The organism is Erwinia sp. E_sp_B01_1, assembly GCF_036865545.1.
Taxonomy (GTDB): domain Bacteria; phylum Pseudomonadota; class Gammaproteobacteria; order Enterobacterales; family Enterobacteriaceae; genus Erwinia.
In genome coordinates this window covers 3,590,971-3,605,581 of sequence record NZ_CP142208.1, presented here as the reverse complement: position 1 = coordinate 3,605,581, position 14,611 = coordinate 3,590,971, and the positions used below count along the sequence as shown (strand labels likewise).

At 51.4% G+C, this 14,611-nt stretch carries 16 protein-coding genes; 7 read left to right on the top strand and 9 right to left on the bottom strand.

Annotation, left to right across the window (positions count from 1 at the left end):
• The first annotated feature begins 276 nt into the window (after positions 1-276).
• Positions 277-489, top strand: coding sequence for a hypothetical protein (locus VRC33_RS16895; protein ID WP_338557488.1), 213 nt, complete (start codon positions 277-279; stop codon positions 487-489).
• A gap of 99 nt (positions 490-588) precedes the next feature.
• Here VRC33_RS16895 and VRC33_RS16890 read toward each other — a convergent pair whose 3' ends face one another.
• Entirely contained in the window at positions 589-1,440 is an 852-nt protein-coding gene (locus VRC33_RS16890) for a nitroreductase family protein (protein WP_338557487.1), read from the bottom strand.
• Positions 1,441-1,567: 127 nt separating this feature from the next.
• Here VRC33_RS16890 and VRC33_RS16885 point away from each other — a divergent pair, with 127 nt between their 5' ends.
• The gene (locus VRC33_RS16885) at positions 1,568-2,470 is read left to right on the top strand and encodes a LysR family transcriptional regulator (RefSeq protein WP_338557486.1); all 903 of its coding nucleotides are present in this window, start codon (positions 1,568-1,570) and stop codon (positions 2,468-2,470) included.
• Between the two features lie 94 nt (positions 2,471-2,564).
• On the opposite strand, the gene VRC33_RS16880 is transcribed toward VRC33_RS16885, so the two are convergent.
• Positions 2,565-3,464, bottom strand: a complete 900-nt coding sequence (locus tag VRC33_RS16880; protein ID WP_338557485.1) for an AEC family transporter — start codon at positions 3,462-3,464, stop codon at positions 2,565-2,567.
• Between the two features lie 268 nt (positions 3,465-3,732).
• On the opposite strand from VRC33_RS16880, the gene katG reads away from it, so the two are divergent.
• Entirely contained in the window at positions 3,733-5,943 is a 2,211-nt protein-coding gene (katG, locus tag VRC33_RS16875) for a catalase/peroxidase HPI (protein WP_338557484.1), read from the top strand.
• Positions 5,944-6,106: 163 nt separating this feature from the next.
• On the opposite strand, the gene yajD is transcribed toward katG, so the two are convergent.
• From yajD to VRC33_RS16850, 5 genes are all read right to left on the bottom strand, one after another.
• Complete coding sequence (yajD, locus tag VRC33_RS16870) at positions 6,107-6,454, bottom strand: HNH nuclease YajD (RefSeq protein ID WP_338557483.1); 348 nt, start codon at positions 6,452-6,454, stop codon at positions 6,107-6,109.
• A 223-nt stretch (positions 6,455-6,677) separates the two neighbouring features.
• Positions 6,678-7,583: an alpha/beta hydrolase gene (locus tag VRC33_RS16865; RefSeq protein ID WP_338576785.1), complete on the bottom strand. Its 906-nt coding sequence runs from the start codon at positions 7,581-7,583 to the stop codon at positions 6,678-6,680.
• Between the two features lie 251 nt (positions 7,584-7,834).
• Positions 7,835-8,392 carry a histidine phosphatase family protein gene (locus VRC33_RS16860; RefSeq protein ID WP_338564536.1) on the bottom strand — a complete coding sequence of 186 codons (558 nt, stop codon included), beginning with the start codon at positions 8,390-8,392 and terminating at the stop codon, positions 7,835-7,837.
• A gap of 133 nt (positions 8,393-8,525) precedes the next feature.
• Positions 8,526-9,035: a GNAT family N-acetyltransferase gene (locus VRC33_RS16855; RefSeq protein ID WP_338557479.1), complete on the bottom strand. Its 510-nt coding sequence runs from the start codon at positions 9,033-9,035 to the stop codon at positions 8,526-8,528.
• Complete coding sequence (locus VRC33_RS16850) at positions 9,029-9,463, bottom strand: rhodanese-like domain-containing protein (protein ID WP_338557478.1); 435 nt, start codon at positions 9,461-9,463, stop codon at positions 9,029-9,031. Before VRC33_RS16850 ends, VRC33_RS16855 begins: the two co-directional genes overlap by 7 nt.
• A gap of 95 nt (positions 9,464-9,558) precedes the next feature.
• Here VRC33_RS16850 and ftrA point away from each other — a divergent pair, with 95 nt between their 5' ends.
• Positions 9,559-10,551, top strand: a complete 993-nt coding sequence (gene ftrA, locus VRC33_RS16845) for a transcriptional regulator FtrA (RefSeq protein ID WP_338567379.1) — start codon at positions 9,559-9,561, stop codon at positions 10,549-10,551.
• 152 nt (positions 10,552-10,703) lie between these two features.
• Here the strand turns inward: ftrA and VRC33_RS16840 are convergent, their stop codons facing one another.
• Positions 10,704-11,288: a TetR/AcrR family transcriptional regulator gene (locus VRC33_RS16840; RefSeq protein ID WP_338557475.1), complete on the bottom strand. Its 585-nt coding sequence runs from the start codon at positions 11,286-11,288 to the stop codon at positions 10,704-10,706.
• Positions 11,289-11,379: 91 nt separating this feature from the next.
• Here VRC33_RS16840 and VRC33_RS16835 point away from each other — a divergent pair, with 91 nt between their 5' ends.
• Together VRC33_RS16835 and VRC33_RS16830 are read left to right on the top strand one after the other, a co-directional pair.
• Positions 11,380-12,273 carry an ABC transporter six-transmembrane domain-containing protein gene (locus VRC33_RS16835; protein WP_338557474.1) on the top strand — a complete coding sequence of 298 codons (894 nt, stop codon included), beginning with the start codon at positions 11,380-11,382 and terminating at the stop codon, positions 12,271-12,273.
• A 262-nt stretch (positions 12,274-12,535) separates the two neighbouring features.
• The gene (locus VRC33_RS16830) at positions 12,536-13,075 is read left to right on the top strand and encodes a DUF2058 domain-containing protein (RefSeq protein ID WP_338557473.1); all 540 of its coding nucleotides are present in this window, start codon (positions 12,536-12,538) and stop codon (positions 13,073-13,075) included.
• Between the two features lie 27 nt (positions 13,076-13,102).
• On the opposite strand, the gene VRC33_RS16825 is transcribed toward VRC33_RS16830, so the two are convergent.
• Positions 13,103-13,801, bottom strand: coding sequence for an RluA family pseudouridine synthase (locus VRC33_RS16825; RefSeq protein WP_338557472.1), 699 nt, complete (start codon positions 13,799-13,801; stop codon positions 13,103-13,105).
• A gap of 250 nt (positions 13,802-14,051) precedes the next feature.
• Here VRC33_RS16825 and VRC33_RS16820 point away from each other — a divergent pair, with 250 nt between their 5' ends.
• Positions 14,052-14,534, top strand: coding sequence for a cold shock domain-containing protein (locus VRC33_RS16820; RefSeq protein ID WP_338557471.1), 483 nt, complete (start codon positions 14,052-14,054; stop codon positions 14,532-14,534).
• The last annotated feature ends 77 nt before the right edge of the window (positions 14,535-14,611 follow it).

Genomic DNA, 14,611 nt, shown 5'->3' with positions numbered 1-14,611 from the left:
TAATAGCAACAACCATCGTGAAACATGCCAGGGGCACCTATGCATGGAGAACATTATATGGTGCAAGAGCCAGTTTCACACTCAGTGCCGGGATGTGGCAGGGATTAATTGAAGAAGCCGCATTAGCAAGCCGCAGGATGAAGAATCATTACCCGGTAATCTACTGGAAAGTGCAGCGCGAAGGACTGGACATGGTTTACTTTGTTGTAGAAGACCAGCTAAAACCCTATCTGGAATTCATCAGCAGCCAACCAGAAATGTGCAAAAGGATTAATAATGAAATTTGTAACATGGCTGAGTAAAGCCCTTGGTTGGTTTTTTGCTCATGCATTACAAGGAACTGTAACAGTAGTAATGAGCTTTATTGCGATTTTTTCTTTATTTATATTCGACAATATTGCTTTGAAGTTTACTGCTTTTATCGGATCTTTCGCCATTGTATATCTCGTAAGTTACTTTTTGGGAAAGGTTCGAGGTGAACACAAGTAATGCCTCCTCTCAAAGAACCCTTCGATATGATTAGTCCTGAAGAGCAGGTGGAACTGCACCCCAAAAGTTGGAAACCCAACTGAGTAAGGTGCAGTTTTTTTATTTCAGTTTAAAACCGCGCGATTCTACTGTGTCACGCAGCTTTTCCCTGCCGCCCATGTAATCCATGCTGGTGGCCGATTCATGGACAGCATCCTGCCAGGTCCTGGGATTCATATTCTGTGTGGTGCGGAAATCGAGAAAAGCTTGTTCAAAACCTGCCAGATAATCACGATAACGCCTGGGATCGTACTGATTGTAATGCAGAACCACAGGCTGAGCCGGACGGGGGCGAATGCTGCTGGTACGGGTACTGTCGGGTTTTCCTACCACCATACCAAAAGTGACAAAGCTGTGTTGTGGCAGATTGATCAGCTCTGCCACTTCTCTTGCAGCATTTCGCATCAGTCCCATATAGACAATCCCAAGCCCCATAGACTCAGCGGCCAAGGCTGCGTTTTGTGAGGCAAGGGACGCATCTACTGACGCCATTAAAAAGGAATCGAGGTAGTCAAATACGATCGGTTCTTCACCTCTCTCCCTGGTGATATCCGCTCCACGGGATAAGTCTGCAACCCAGAGCAGCAGCACGGGGGCTTCCTCAAGATAGGGGATACGGTCAGTAGGTACGGTACGTGCAACGGTATCAGCAATTTTCTGTTTCAGTTGCTTATCCGTTACCGCTACCAGGCTCCACTGATGAAGTCCCGATGAATTAGATGCAGACTGCGCTGCGGCAACCATCGTTTCGATCGCACCATCCGGAAGGGCATCCGGCAGAAAGGTACGAACGGATTTATGCCTCAGCATGGCTTCTACCTGAGGGGTAAGGATAATATTTTCGGGCTTTTGCTGGGCTGCACCGTAACGTTGGTCAAGCAGCGCTGCCAGCTTATCTTCAGACAGGGGCATAGATCTTATCTCCAGAGTTGTGGCTTAATGACTGAAGAATACCGGGGATTCGCAGCCAGATAATCCCCGCTTTTCTGCCTTCTGTTTCCATACAGATGCACAATAACCAAGAAGGAGATGCAGAGGTATGGATCATCTAATTGCTATACGTACGTTTCAGCGCATTGTTGAAACGCGCTCTTTTACAAAGGCTGCGGCTCACCTCGGTATGCCTCGCTCAACCGTCAGTAAAGCTTTACGGGATCTTGAGGCCCATCTGGGCATCAGGCTGATACAGCGAACAACCCGATCCGTGATCCTGACGACGGAAGGCGCGGAGTATTACCGCCGGATAAGCAGGCTTGTTACAAAAATTGATGAAACCGAAGCGGCGATGCGCGATATGGGCACAGCCGCAAAAGGGCGGCTGCGCATAGATCTGCATTCTTCAATGGCGAGCTTCGTATTAATCCCCATGCTGGGAGAGTTCCGGGAACGTTATCCGGATATACAATTGGCATTCGGCGTCGGTGACAGGCCGGTCAATCTTATTAAAGAGGGCGTTGATTGCGTGATACGTGCCGGAGAATTGGCTGACTCTTCGCTGAAAGCAAAAACGCTCTACAAGGATCGGCTGATAACCTGTGCAAGTCCGGGTTATCTTGAACGTTATGGCATTCCAGAAAGTCTGACAGATCTTGAGAGCAACCATAAAATCATAGGTTATTTCAGCGCTGCAACGGGGGAGGTCTGGCCGCTCCGTTTCCGTAACCGGGGCGCGGAAAAATTTCTGGTTCGCTTTGATATAGCCGCCAATGACAGCGCATCGCAGATAAATATGCTCGTCAACGGTCTGGGCGTTGGACAAACGCACGCATCAGTGGCCGCCCGGTTCATCCGGTCAGGGGAGCTGGTTACCGTAATGGATGATATGACCAACTTACGCATCCCGATTTCTGTTATCTATCCCCCCACCAGGCAGCTTAATGTCCGGCTCAGGCTGTTTATCGACTGGCTCGCTGAACGGTTTTCTGAATACCAGGAGCCTTAAATATTCAACGGGAAGGTGAGTCATTCTGGAAGCGCGCTTTCAAGCATTTTTCAGCTGGATCATTGTCGCCCGATCATGAGTATCATCTGTCACCTCAAATCAGACCATTAATCCAGATCCATAAAGGGAGCGTAGCCATCGACAGCAGGGTGGTAAGGCAGATGGCTGAACTGGTTCTCTGGGTGTCCTGCAGCGAGCGGGAAAAACCCAGCACGTTGATGCCAGAGGGATTGGCCGCCATCAGGACCAGGATCGCGCGCGGCATCCCGTCGATCTCCAGTAGCAGGCAGGCCAGCAAAACCAGCAGCGGCATCACGGCCAGCTTGGCGACAGTAACAGCCACTACATATCCGTCCGGACGCAGTTTGTAACCGGAGAGATTCGCCCCCAAAACAATCAGCGCGCAGGGCAGTGCGGCCTGTGCCAGCCAGGTGGCCAGTTTCATACTCCAGTCCGGCAGGCCAATTCCCGCAAGATTCACCGCTGTACCCAGCAGCAGCCCGATAATCATGGGATTAGCCAGGCTTGCCAGTAATACGCTGGGTTTGAAGGGTTCGCTACTGGTCAGGCAGCTATACAGACTCTGGAAGCTGAACAACATCAGGCTGTGTACCGCCAGCACGGTAAACAGCAGCACTAATCCCGCATCCCCGTACAGCCCGGCAACCATAGCCAGACCGATCAGCACGTTGTTAGAAAACGAAGCGGTCAGGCCAAAGGGAGTGGGGTGCTTCAGGCTGCGGTGGGTGAAAAAGTTCACTACGGCAAAAATGATCAGCGCGGGAACAAAGTAGGCCACCAGATTGCGTATGTTCAATCCGTTGTGCAGCGGCGCATTCACCATTCCCGTAAACAATACCATCGGCATAAACAGCTTAAATGCCAGACCTCCCAGCGCTTTGTTGGCGTGTGGATCCAGTGCACCCCGTCGGGCCAGAACATAACCCAGAATGATCAACAGGAAAATGGGCAGGATGGTTTGGGGAACGCTCACGATGACAACTCCGGCATTAACAGGCGAATTTCATTATTACTGAAGCCTTGCCCTCTGTCAGGGGGAATTTGCCCACGCGGAACGGCCTGGGGGACATGATGAAAATCAAAATCCAGCGTGATGCCCTCAGCATTTTTTTTGTCTCCCTCCTCACAATTCTTCTTCAAATATCACGGGAACAGCTATCAATTACATAGGGTGATTCAAATGTGACCCGCACGGTTCTGCGTATAAAGTAGCTGTCAAACTACATAACAGGAGTGTGAGCATGAGCAGTTCTATTGATGAAGAAGCAAACGATGCAAGACCTATAGTGGAAGCAGACAGAGAAGCCGATGTGGCTAAATGTCCTTTCCATAGGGGAAGCAGCAACAAAGCGTCTGGTGGCGGTCGGGGTAACCGGGACTGGTGGCCTAACCAACTGAGAGTTGATCTGCTGAATCAGCATTCGGCACGCTCCAATCCGCTGGGCGAAGCTTTTGATTATCGCAAAGAATTCGCCAAACTTGACTACTCTGCACTCAAAGCCGATCTGAAAGCCTTGCTCACTGAATCGCAGCCCTGGTGGCCAGCCGACTGGGGCAGCTACATTGGCCTGTTCATCCGTATGGCGTGGCACAGCGCCGGGACTTACCGCTCTGTTGATGGCCGTGGTGGATCGGGTCGCGGTCAGCAACGTTTCGCTCCTCTGAATTCCTGGCCAGATAACGTCAGCCTTGATAAGGCACGCCGTTTATTGTGGCCGGTGAAACAGCAATATGGTCAGAAAATTTCCTGGGCTGACCTGTATATTCTTGCAGGCAACGTTGCGCTGGAAAATGCCGGCTTCCGCACCTTTGGTTTTGGCGCCGGGCGTGAAGACGTCTGGGAACCTGACCTGGACGTGAACTGGGGCGATGAGGCCACCTGGCTGGAACACCGTCACCCTGAATCTCTGGCGGAGTCACCGTTAGGTGCCACTGAAATGGGGCTGATCTACGTCAACCCTGAAGGCCCCGAACACAGCGGTGACCCGGCTTCGGCCGCCCCGGCTATCCGTGCCACCTTCGGCAACATGGGGATGAACGATGAAGAGATCGTTGCGTTAATTGCCGGCGGCCATACGCTGGGGAAAACGCATGGGGCTGGGCCCGCCAGCCATGTGGGCGTTGATCCTGAAACCGCGCCGCTTGAAGCGCAGGGGCTGGGCTGGGCGAGCAGTCACGGAACCGGTGTGGGCGCTGATTCCATCACCTCCGGGCTTGAAGTCATCTGGTCACAGACGCCGACCCAGTGGAGCAATTATTTCTTCGAAAACCTGTTCAAATATGAGTGGGTTCAGACACGCAGCCCTGCCGGAGCGATCCAGTTTGAGGCGGTCAATGCACCGGACATTATTCCCGATCCATTTGATGCTGCGAAAAAACGCAAGCCGACCATGCTGGTTACCGATCTGACGCTGCGTTTCGACCCGGAATTTGAAAAAATCTCGCGTCGTTTCCATAACGATCCTCAGGCTTTTAACGAAGCCTTTGCCAGAGCCTGGTACAAACTGACCCACAGAGATATGGGGCCAAAAGCGCGTTATATCGGCCCGGAAGTGCCAAAAGAAGATTTAATCTGGCAGGACCCCTTGCCGGTGCCGGTTTATCACCCGACGGTGGCTGATATTGCCCAATTGAAAGAAAAAATCCTGGCTATCGGACTGACGGTTGGCGAACTGACTTCCGTGGCCTGGGCTTCGGCTTCCACCTTCCGTGGGGGTGACAAACGTGGTGGCGCAAACGGTGCACGTCTGGCGTTGCAACCGCAAAGAGGCTGGGAAGTGAACGCCATTGCCGCCCGCGTGTTGCCAACCCTGGAATCTGTTCAGCAATCCTTCCCGAAAGCCTCTCTTGCAGATGTGATTGTGCTGGCTGGCGTGGTGGGCGTTGAGCAGGCGGCGAAAGCGGTCGGTGCAGAGATTGAGGTGCCTTTCACACCGGGGCGTGTTGATGCACGTCAGGATCAGACGGACAGCGACTCTTTTGAATGGCTGAAGCCTGAAGCAGACGGATTCCGTAACTATCGCGGGGCTTCTGCCAGAACCTCGACAGAAAATCTTCTGATCGACAAAGCTCAGCAACTGACGCTCACCGTGCCGGAGTTAACGGTACTGGTCGGCGGGTTACGCGCTTTGGGTGCAAATTACGACAGCGGTCAGCAGGGCGTTCTCACGGACAAAGTTGGGGAACTCAACACCGACTTCTTCGTTAATCTGCTTGATATGCGCACGGAATGGAAAGCAACAGATCCTTCCGGAGAACGCTTTGAAGGACGGGACCGGATAACAGGCGAAGTTAAATTCACCGCTACCCGTGCCGACCTGGTGTTTGGTTCAAACGCCGTACTGCGCGCCAGCGCTGAGGTGTATGCCAGCGGCGACGCCAAAGAGAAGTTTGTGAAAGACTTTGTGGCAGCCTGGACCAAAGTCATGAACCTGGACAGGTTTGATCTCTGACAGGTTTTAGCCGCTGTTACGGGCGGCTGAAAATTTTGAGTTCGGAAACCTGAAACCTGAAACCTGATATTCAGAGTTCTGAAAGTAAAAAGCCCGCTCAGGAAACTGAGCGGGCTTTTTTTATCGACAAAGTGCAGGCTCAGGGAGCAGGGTGGAGCACCTGTTATTTCTTCTTATTAAGCATCGACTTTAAATCGGCGAACGGGTTATAGGTTGCTTCACCAACATCTTTTTGCGCATCCTCACCCGCCACAACGTTTGTGCCGTACTGGTCAGCTTCAGTGTACTTCGAGTGTTCGTGATCATGGCAATAGAGACACAACAGCTCCCAGTTACTGCCATCTGCCGGGTTATTGGTGTGGTCATGATCGATGTGGTGGACCGTTAATTCACGCAGGTTTGAATAAACAAACTCCCGCGAGCAGCGTCCACATACCCACGGATAGATTTTGAGTGCTTTCTCACGGTAGCCGCTTTCCAGCCGCGCATAGTTTTTCGGGATCAGAGCCATTGCCGTTGTTACCTGTTACAAAGAGAAAATTTGACGATAATGCCCTTAATATATCCCATATTGGAACAGAAGGAGAGATGAAACAGGGGCATCCGCAACAGCGGACTTTTGTGCCGGAAAGCGGGTGTACAACGCCTGCTCACTCTCTGTTTTGTGCCAGAAGTGGACGTTGATCACAAAGATGCTATTGCAACGTCGACCTGATGTGCGCCCTGAGCAACCTTCATTCATTTAAGAATGAATTAACCGCGGTGGAAAATTTTTCTGGCTGATCAAGCATAACAAAGTGAAAACTATTATCGATCCGCGTGAAATGGATATCCGGTGCAGAGGCATAGGCTTGACGATACATCGCCTCAACGTTGGCTAAAGGTACCCCGAATAAATAATCATACGCGTACACGACCTCAATCGGCGCTCTGATGTGGCTAAGATCGGGACGCAAATCGGTAATCATCAATTCATAAACTGCATCAGCCACGGTTTTGCGATCGGAATTGATCCCTGCAGCCACCAGAGCAGGTCTTACCGCCTCGGTCTTGGCTAAACGGTCTACGGATGTCTTCTGAAACTCTACAAATTGCTCCTGCGACTGTCCCAGTAGCCAGTCCCGCATGGTAGTAGCGCGCCGGGCAGCAGTTTTGCTGGTCGCCGCAGGGTCAATCATCAGCGTATAGAACGGCAAAGCATCGACGATCATCAAGCGACCGACCTGGTCGGGATGACGTGCCCCAAGCATCAATGCAATCTCCCCCCCAAGAGAATGGCCAATGATCACGGGTGCCTTGATGTGCTGGTTGCGGATATATTCAGCGATGGCGTCAACTGCCGGAGCGATGACCCTCCCGTCCGGGTTGGAGATGGCAGGTGTACTCGCAAAGCCGGCAAGTTCTATAAGATGAATGCGGTGGCTCTTACGTAAACCTGATGCTAAATCGACCCAAACTTCGCGAGACGACGCCAGCCCGGGAATCAAAATGACATCCGTTCCTGAGCCTTGCGTCTGTACAGAGATACGCTGCGAGTTCGGATGTTCTGAAGGTACAGACTGAGCTGCGAACGCCGGGACTAAGACTGACATTAATAAAAGAGTCCCTCTAATCAACGCACGGATATTTTCGGTATGCATCAGATTTCCTTGCTTAAGCTGAGCGGTTTGAGATTAGCGTTCGGTCGCGAGAATAGAAAGTGATGCGCTTACCCACGAATTAACAACAAAAAATCTGCCGCATCCCTTTCAAGAATAATCGGCCTGTACCCGACCAGAATGAAATAATAGTTTGATGGATATTTTAACAGTCCACTATTCGCTCCTGGCGGATCATCTGCTTGTGTCTGATTTTTTTGTCCCAAAAGCAGAAACTATGCATCCCCTGGTGGCTAAGGAAGCTCAAAAACACCGGCTCCCCAATATCCTTTTCCGGCACGGGTGCGCTCTTTCCAACCCAGCGATGTTAACTCTTTTGCTATGAGCCGGTTCATAATGCCATGTCCCATCATGAGCACGGGCCCATTATGCTCTCTGGCATTTTTTAACAGTATGCCTGCAGCTCGTCGGGCACGACTTTTTGCCATCGTAAAAGACTCAGTTTTTTTCGACATGCCGCAAAGCCACATCAGACGAAATAAAATAACCCAGCTGAAGGGGGATAACTTAACGACAGGGATAAGATATACCGGCAGCTCCGCCTCTCTGAATACCCTGTCAATTATTTCTGGCTCCAGATTAAGATTGCGTGCAGACGAAATTGCTCTGGGCAGGGGGCTGCTTATAACCATCAGCACACTGCGCGCCAGCTCCCGGCTGGCTTCAGGTGGTTGGTCATCGCCAATACCAGACAGATCATATTGGTTAATCCAACCCGCCATTTCATGAGCAGCGACTTTTTGCGCACCAGCAAAGCCCGGTTTACCGTGGCGCATCAGAATAATTTCCATATTTTGGCTTGTCCTCCTTATTCACTTCTGGTCAGAGCATACTGTTTTTACAGGTGAATCTTGATGTTAAACCCTTCGGGCAGCAACTTTATCGTGCGCAGCCATATTATCTGCAGATGACGTGGCTAACGACTTACTGTGATTTTACTTCACTATTCAGTCCGGCAGCCGCGTTTAACGCGTCTTCATCCATAACGTAAGGTATCCACTTACTATCAGGACAACCGCCATGCTTTTTGTAAAAGGTCTCCGCTTTCTGATTTCCGGCCAGCACGTCCCATTTTAGTCGTCCGCCGCCTTCAGAGAGAGCCCAGGCAACCACGTGGCGAAAAAGCGCAGAACCGACGCCTTGTCCCCGGTAACCTGAATCCACAAAAAACTCTTTTAAGACCAGCGTATTTTTTAAATCGTAAGTGAAGGGAATAACCAACCCTACTGCATAACCAATAATGCCATCGCTGCACTCTGCGACAAAAATATGGCATTCAGGCTGAGGCCCAAATGCGCGCGCTAACAGCGATTTTTCATCGACAGTAAAGTCGTTAATATAATGCTCGAAATCCGCCAGTGAACGCATATGCCTGAGCAAATCAGGCACATCTCCGGGCAACGCTGCCCGGAGAGTAATGGCGGGATTTAACATTCGCAGGAGAATCCATTGGCAGGGGCGGGAACATGTTCTCCCTGCAGGGGAAGCCCTTCGTCAACCCAGCCGGTCAGGCCCCCAATCATCTCTTTAACCGAAAAACCCAGACCCGCCAGACGGACTGCGGCACGGTGTACGCCGTTACAGTGGGGGCCGGCACAGTAAACCACAAACAGTGTATCGCGTGGGTACGCGGACATCCGCTCTTCGGTGATAGAGCGCGTCGGGAGAGTGATCGCCCCAGGGACATGCACTTTTGAATAAGCCTCACTGCTCCTGACATCCACTAACACATAGTCTGCATGGCCTGTTTTCTGGCTCTGGTAAACATCGGAGCAATCGGTCTCAAAAGCTAAACGGCGGCTGAAGTGCTGCAGGGATTCAGCAGGGGATGCCGGTGGAATGTCTCTGATTAAACTTGGCATGAGTACCATCTCCTTTGTAAGTGTCTGATGATTGTAAGAAGCAGCATCAAACTGATAAAGTGGCGGCCCTGACAATAACTGGTAGTTTTCCGCCAATGTTAAAACATCCGGGTCTGGTCGCCATTCTGGCTTATGACGGGCTGTGTGCATTTGAATTTGGGATCGCTATGGAGGTTTTTGGCCTTTATCGCCCTGAGTTTGATTTCCCCTGGTATCAGCACCGGATAGTGTCGGTCGATCCTTCCCCAATACAGGTGTCAGAGGGGATCCAGATTGTTTCACATTATGGGCTGGCATCGCTCAGCGAGGCGCAGACCATCATTATCCCCGGCTGGCGTAACCGCGATGAAAAGCCACCCCAGGCACTGCTGGACGCATTGTGTGATGCCTCTGACCGCGGGGCGCGCTTACTCTCTATCTGTTCAGGCGTGTTTGTCCTTGCGGCGGCAGGGCTACTGAACGGGAAACGTGCGACAACCCACTGGCGTTATACCAGCGAGCTTGCGGCGCGTTATGCCGAAATCACGGTTGACCCGAATGTGCTTTATGTCGATAACGGGCAAATCATTACCTCAGCGGGAAGCGCGGCGGGAATTGATGCCTGTCTTCATCTGATTTCCCGTGATTATGGCGTGCATATCGCCAACATCGTGGCGAGACGTTTAGTGATGGCGCCGCAACGTTCTGGCGGACAAATTCAGTTTATTCCTTCTCCTGTGGCACAGAAGCCGCGTGATGAGATTGCTCCGGTGGTTGAGTGGGCGCTTCAGAATCTTGGCAGTGCGCTGTCAGTCGGGCAACTGGCCGGCCGGGCGTTAATGTCAGAGCGGACGTTTTTGAGGCGTTTCAGGGAGGCAATGGGGACAACACCCAAAGCCTGGTTGCTTCAGGCCAGAATGAATCTTGCCCGCGAGTTACTTGAAGATAATCACCTGCTTAACGAACAGGTGATGGAGTATTGTGGGTTCTCGTCCATAGAGAGTTTCCGGGCCGCATTCCGTAAATCTGTGGGAATCTCACTCTCATCCTACCGTAAGATGTTTGGCAGTAAGACTTCGGCAAGTGCAAACACTGGCGCATTCGGCTGATAACAACGATGCGCCAGGAACCCGGATGGGTATACCGTCTCTTGATCAGAATCCATTACCGGGAGAGTTAGCCGATAAATTCCAGGCTACAGAGGCGGTGGCTTGTTCCGGTATATGTGACAAGATTATCTGACACGGCGAAGGTCCGTTATTTAATCAGCAATACCCAAAAGCTGTTTAACCAGATAGCGCAAATCGTCTTTCGCCTCCAGAAAGCCCCTCTCTGTGGGACTGACGCTAAGAATATCTGCATAGCCATTCACAGCGCCGCCAATAATGCGGGCGATGCGCGCAACATCGACTTGCCGGTAAAGCCCCTGGCTAATGCCAGACGCAACGATACTTTCTAAAAGGCTGAACCATCTGTTCATATTGTTGATTGCCAAATCGGCATAGGCCCGATCGTGCTGAGCCTGCGTCCAGACCGAATTATATAACAGCCAGTCAGCATCATTGGTTGCCGGCAGACTGGTAATAAAAGTATCAAGCGCCACATCAGGAGTTAAATCGGCGATAGCGTTTTTAAAAGCATCAAGATCGGCCTGCATGAACCGTTCAACCGCCTCCAGTCTGAGCGCTCCCCAGTCGCGGAAATAATGATAGATGTGGCTACGTGAAATACCGACATGTTCGGTCAGTTCCCGGGTGGTCACCTTATCAATGCCCTTATCAATAAAGAGCGCTATTGCACCGTCAAGGATTTTTGCCCGAAGGTTTTCAGCTGGCATAGTTTTCATCAGTTCCCTGCATTGACTTTGAGCAACCGCTCAAATAGACTCATTTCGATCTTGAGCAACCGCTCAAGAACCTTATAACCAGAAGTTAAACATGCATATATTCAAAACGCCAGCGGCACCTGTGCCTGCCCGCAGCGCCCTTCAGACCCTGAAAATGCTGGGGCGCCGGCATTATAAAAAACTGCTGCTCACTTTTGTGCTGGTGATTGCCGAGAACGTCATGTATCTGCTCTACCCGCTACTGGCGGGATTTGCTATCAATGCCATTCTTTCGGGGCAGGCGCTGCACGCTATGTTATACGCCGGCATGGTGTTGATCATGTGGGCGATTGGCGCTGCGCGCCGCAGCGTTGATACCCGCACTTTTGCCCGTATTTACGCCGAACTGGCGGTACCGGTCATTCTGACTCAGCGCAGCGAAAATCATGGCGCATCAACCATTGTGGCGCGCGTGACGCTGTCGCGCGAATTCGTGGATTTTTTCGAAAAGCATCTGCCGGTGCTTATCACCTCCGTGGCGTCTATCACGGGGGCTGCCGTGATGCTGCTGGCAATTGAGTTCTGGACCGGCATAACCTGTATCGCCATCCTTGTTTTCTTCGGCTGTTTTCTGCCCGGCTTCACGCGTAAAAACGAAGCGCTGTTTGTGCGGCTGAATAACCGGCTCGAAAGGGAAGTGGGCCTTGTCAGCACGGCCAGAGCACCTTCGCTGGCGAAGCATTACGGCGTGCTGGCAGGTTTGCGTATCCGCCTTTCCGATCGTGAAGCAACAGGTTATCTGGCAATTGGGTGCGTGACCGCGATGCTGTTCGCCATGACCATTCTCTCCATGACGCTAAACGGTGTTCGCGATGCCGGTCATATCTATTCGGTCATGACCTATATGTGGATGTTTGCCATGAGCCTGGATGACGGTCCGCAGCTGCTGGAAAAATACTCTCAGCTGAAAGATATCGGCCGCCGCGTCAACACCGGGCAAATCTGAGCTTAACGCACCTGTTTAATCTTCCCGTTTAACCACCGGGCCGCGTTATGCTGATTTATGCAGCCTATTCGGCGTGGAAGCTCAAATTGACGTCCGGATTGCAGACACACCACCACGGACGTTGACGTTTCCGCTATTTAATGGATGCGCAGTTGAACATTTATTCTAAAGGTAAGGGGGGAGCAGTGGTGCCTGCAACCTGGTACATCCCTGCAAATTACAGGTATAATCACCCAAATTTTTAACTGGTTCAGAAACGAAAATGACAAAACTTACCTTACAAGAGCAGATGCTGAAAGCTGGATTAGTCACCAGCAAAAAGATGGACAAGGTTCAGAGAACGGCTAAAAAATCACGTGTCCAGGCTCGTGAGGCAAGGGCGGCTGTGGAAGAAAATAAAAAAGCCCAGCTTGAGCGTGATAAGCAGTTGAGCGAACAACAAAAACAGGCGGCCTTATCTAAAGAGTACAGGGCTCAGGTAAAGCAACTTATCGAGATGAACAGAATCGATATTACAAGAGGAAATATTGATTTCAATTTCACTGATAATAATCTAATCAAAAAAATAGCCGTGGATAAGGCTACGCAATCTCAGCTGATTAATGGCCGTCTTGCTATTGCTCGTCTGGTTGATGATAACAATGGCGAAAGTAAATACGCTATTATCCCCGCAAGCGTGGCCGATAAGATCGCGCAGCGAGATGCGAACAGTATTGTATTAAACAGTACGCTCAGTCAGGAAGAGCAGGATGAAGAAGATCCCTATGCCGATTTCAAAGTGCCCGATGATTTGATGTGGTAATTAAGTCAGCAGAGAGATTCTGAGCTGTCAGAACGGGCTGGCATGATGAGCTTTGATCCGTTCTTCACTGACCGGATGCACAAAATGCAGCTCACTGGCGTGCAGCATCAACCGTGGAGTCCGTTCGGTGCCAGGCCTCAGGCGACCGCCATACAGGTCGCAGCCCAAAATGGGGTGGCCCAGATGCTGACAGTGGATACGAAGTTGATGAGTGCGCCCGGTTTCCGGCGTCAGCTCTACCCTTGTCACCGGCAACAGCTTCCCGTCTTCTGACTCACGATAAAAGCGCTCAACCACACGATAGTGGGAGCGAGCAGGCTTGCCGTTGATGGCGCAAATCGACATCAGTGGAAACAACGCCGGGTCTTTGGCAATCGCTGCGTCTGTAACCCCACTCTCCTGATCCAGATGCCCGCAGAGCAGGGCGCTGTACACTTTGGTCACCGTGCGCTGGCTGAACTGCTGGCAGAGTGCGGCATTGATCGCCTTATTGCGGGCAATCACCATCAGTCCGGAGGTGCCGAAATCCAGGCGGTGGATCAGGGTGCAGCCGGGGAATATTTGCACCAGCCGGTGATGCACCGAATCCAGATTGAGCGGATTTTTTCCCGAGAGGCTTAGCAGCCCGCCCGGCTTATTGATAATTGCCAGGTGATCGTCCTGATAGAGAATTTCGATCTTTTCATGGCACGGCGGAGCGATAAAGGTATCGATAATCACAGACATCAGGCTATCCGGGTAGAGAAGGGGAGCGGATGATAACGAATTTCAAACCAGCTGGCGAATCTGCTACTTCGCCGCATCAAGCGACTTAACGCAGCATGTCATTCTCCCTGGCTATTGCCTGCATCCAATCGCCATCTTCTCGCGTACCAGGGATTTATCACCCAGACTTAAACCAAAGGCGTAGTTTGCGCAGGCATTGTGCTTTACACTGCGCGCTGCAAAAATTGAGCAAATACACTAGCAGGCGGTAATGGCGATGAACGGAACGATCACAACCTGGTTTAAAGATAAAGGTTTTGGATTTATCAAAGATGAAAACGGTGATAACCGGTATTTTCATGTGATTAAGGTCGCCAACCCTGAGCTGATCAAGAAAGATGCGGCGGTGACTTTCGAACCCACCACCAACAACAAGGGCTTGTCCGCTTTTGATGTGAAAGTCGCACCGGAAAGTAAATACATCTATATCGCGGGCGAACGCCTTAAGCTGACTTCGATCAGGTCTTTCCTGGTCTACAGCGAAGAAGTGCCTGCCGAAACCCGCATTGATAAAGAAAATGCGGTGCTGTCTGTAGGGGTACTGATGAGCAGCATCAGACCAAAAACCTCCGTTGAGCCCGGTGAAATGCGCTCGCTGAAAAAACTGGCGATCACCACCTTCCAGGGGACGACGCTCATCTTCTCGGAAGATGAGATAGACGTGGAAGCCACGGTGAAACTGCTCAAAGTCTGATCATCCCGAGCCAGAATCCTGCACTGTTTACAGGCAGGAGCCAGGCATCGCTTACTGACATCAGCGTGCTGTGCTTT

What these genes read in the sequence shown, in the direction of transcription:
- VRC33_RS16895 (WP_338557488.1), top strand. Translation starts at nt 277, where the DNA reads ATGAAATTTGTAACATGGCTGAGTAAAGCCCTTGGTTGGTTTTTTGCT.
- VRC33_RS16890 (WP_338557487.1), bottom strand. Translation starts at nt 1,440, where the DNA reads ATGCCCCTGTCTGAAGATAAGCTGGCAGCGCTGCTTGACCAACGTTAC.
- VRC33_RS16885 (WP_338557486.1), top strand. Translation starts at nt 1,568, where the DNA reads ATGGATCATCTAATTGCTATACGTACGTTTCAGCGCATTGTTGAAACG.
- katG (WP_338557484.1), top strand. Translation starts at nt 3,733, where the DNA reads ATGAGCAGTTCTATTGATGAAGAAGCAAACGATGCAAGACCTATAGTG.
- yajD (WP_338557483.1), bottom strand. Translation starts at nt 6,454, where the DNA reads ATGGCTCTGATCCCGAAAAACTATGCGCGGCTGGAAAGCGGCTACCGT.
- VRC33_RS16865 (WP_338576785.1), bottom strand. Translation starts at nt 7,583, where the DNA reads ATGCATACCGAAAATATCCGTGCGTTGATTAGAGGGACTCTTTTATTA.
- VRC33_RS16860 (WP_338564536.1), bottom strand. Translation starts at nt 8,392, where the DNA reads ATGGAAATTATTCTGATGCGCCACGGTAAACCGGGCTTTGCTGGTGCG.
- VRC33_RS16855 (WP_338557479.1), bottom strand. Translation starts at nt 9,035, where the DNA reads ATGTTAAATCCCGCCATTACTCTCCGGGCAGCGTTGCCCGGAGATGTG.
- VRC33_RS16850 (WP_338557478.1), bottom strand. Translation starts at nt 9,463, where the DNA reads ATGCCAAGTTTAATCAGAGACATTCCACCGGCATCCCCTGCTGAATCC.
- ftrA (WP_338567379.1), top strand. Translation starts at nt 9,559, where the DNA reads ATGTTAAAACATCCGGGTCTGGTCGCCATTCTGGCTTATGACGGGCTG.
- VRC33_RS16840 (WP_338557475.1), bottom strand. Translation starts at nt 11,288, where the DNA reads ATGAAAACTATGCCAGCTGAAAACCTTCGGGCAAAAATCCTTGACGGT.
- VRC33_RS16835 (WP_338557474.1), top strand. Translation starts at nt 11,380, where the DNA reads ATGCATATATTCAAAACGCCAGCGGCACCTGTGCCTGCCCGCAGCGCC.
- VRC33_RS16830 (WP_338557473.1), top strand. Translation starts at nt 12,536, where the DNA reads ATGACAAAACTTACCTTACAAGAGCAGATGCTGAAAGCTGGATTAGTC.
- VRC33_RS16825 (WP_338557472.1), bottom strand. Translation starts at nt 13,801, where the DNA reads ATGTCTGTGATTATCGATACCTTTATCGCTCCGCCGTGCCATGAAAAG.
- VRC33_RS16820 (WP_338557471.1), top strand. Translation starts at nt 14,052, where the DNA reads ATGGCGATGAACGGAACGATCACAACCTGGTTTAAAGATAAAGGTTTT.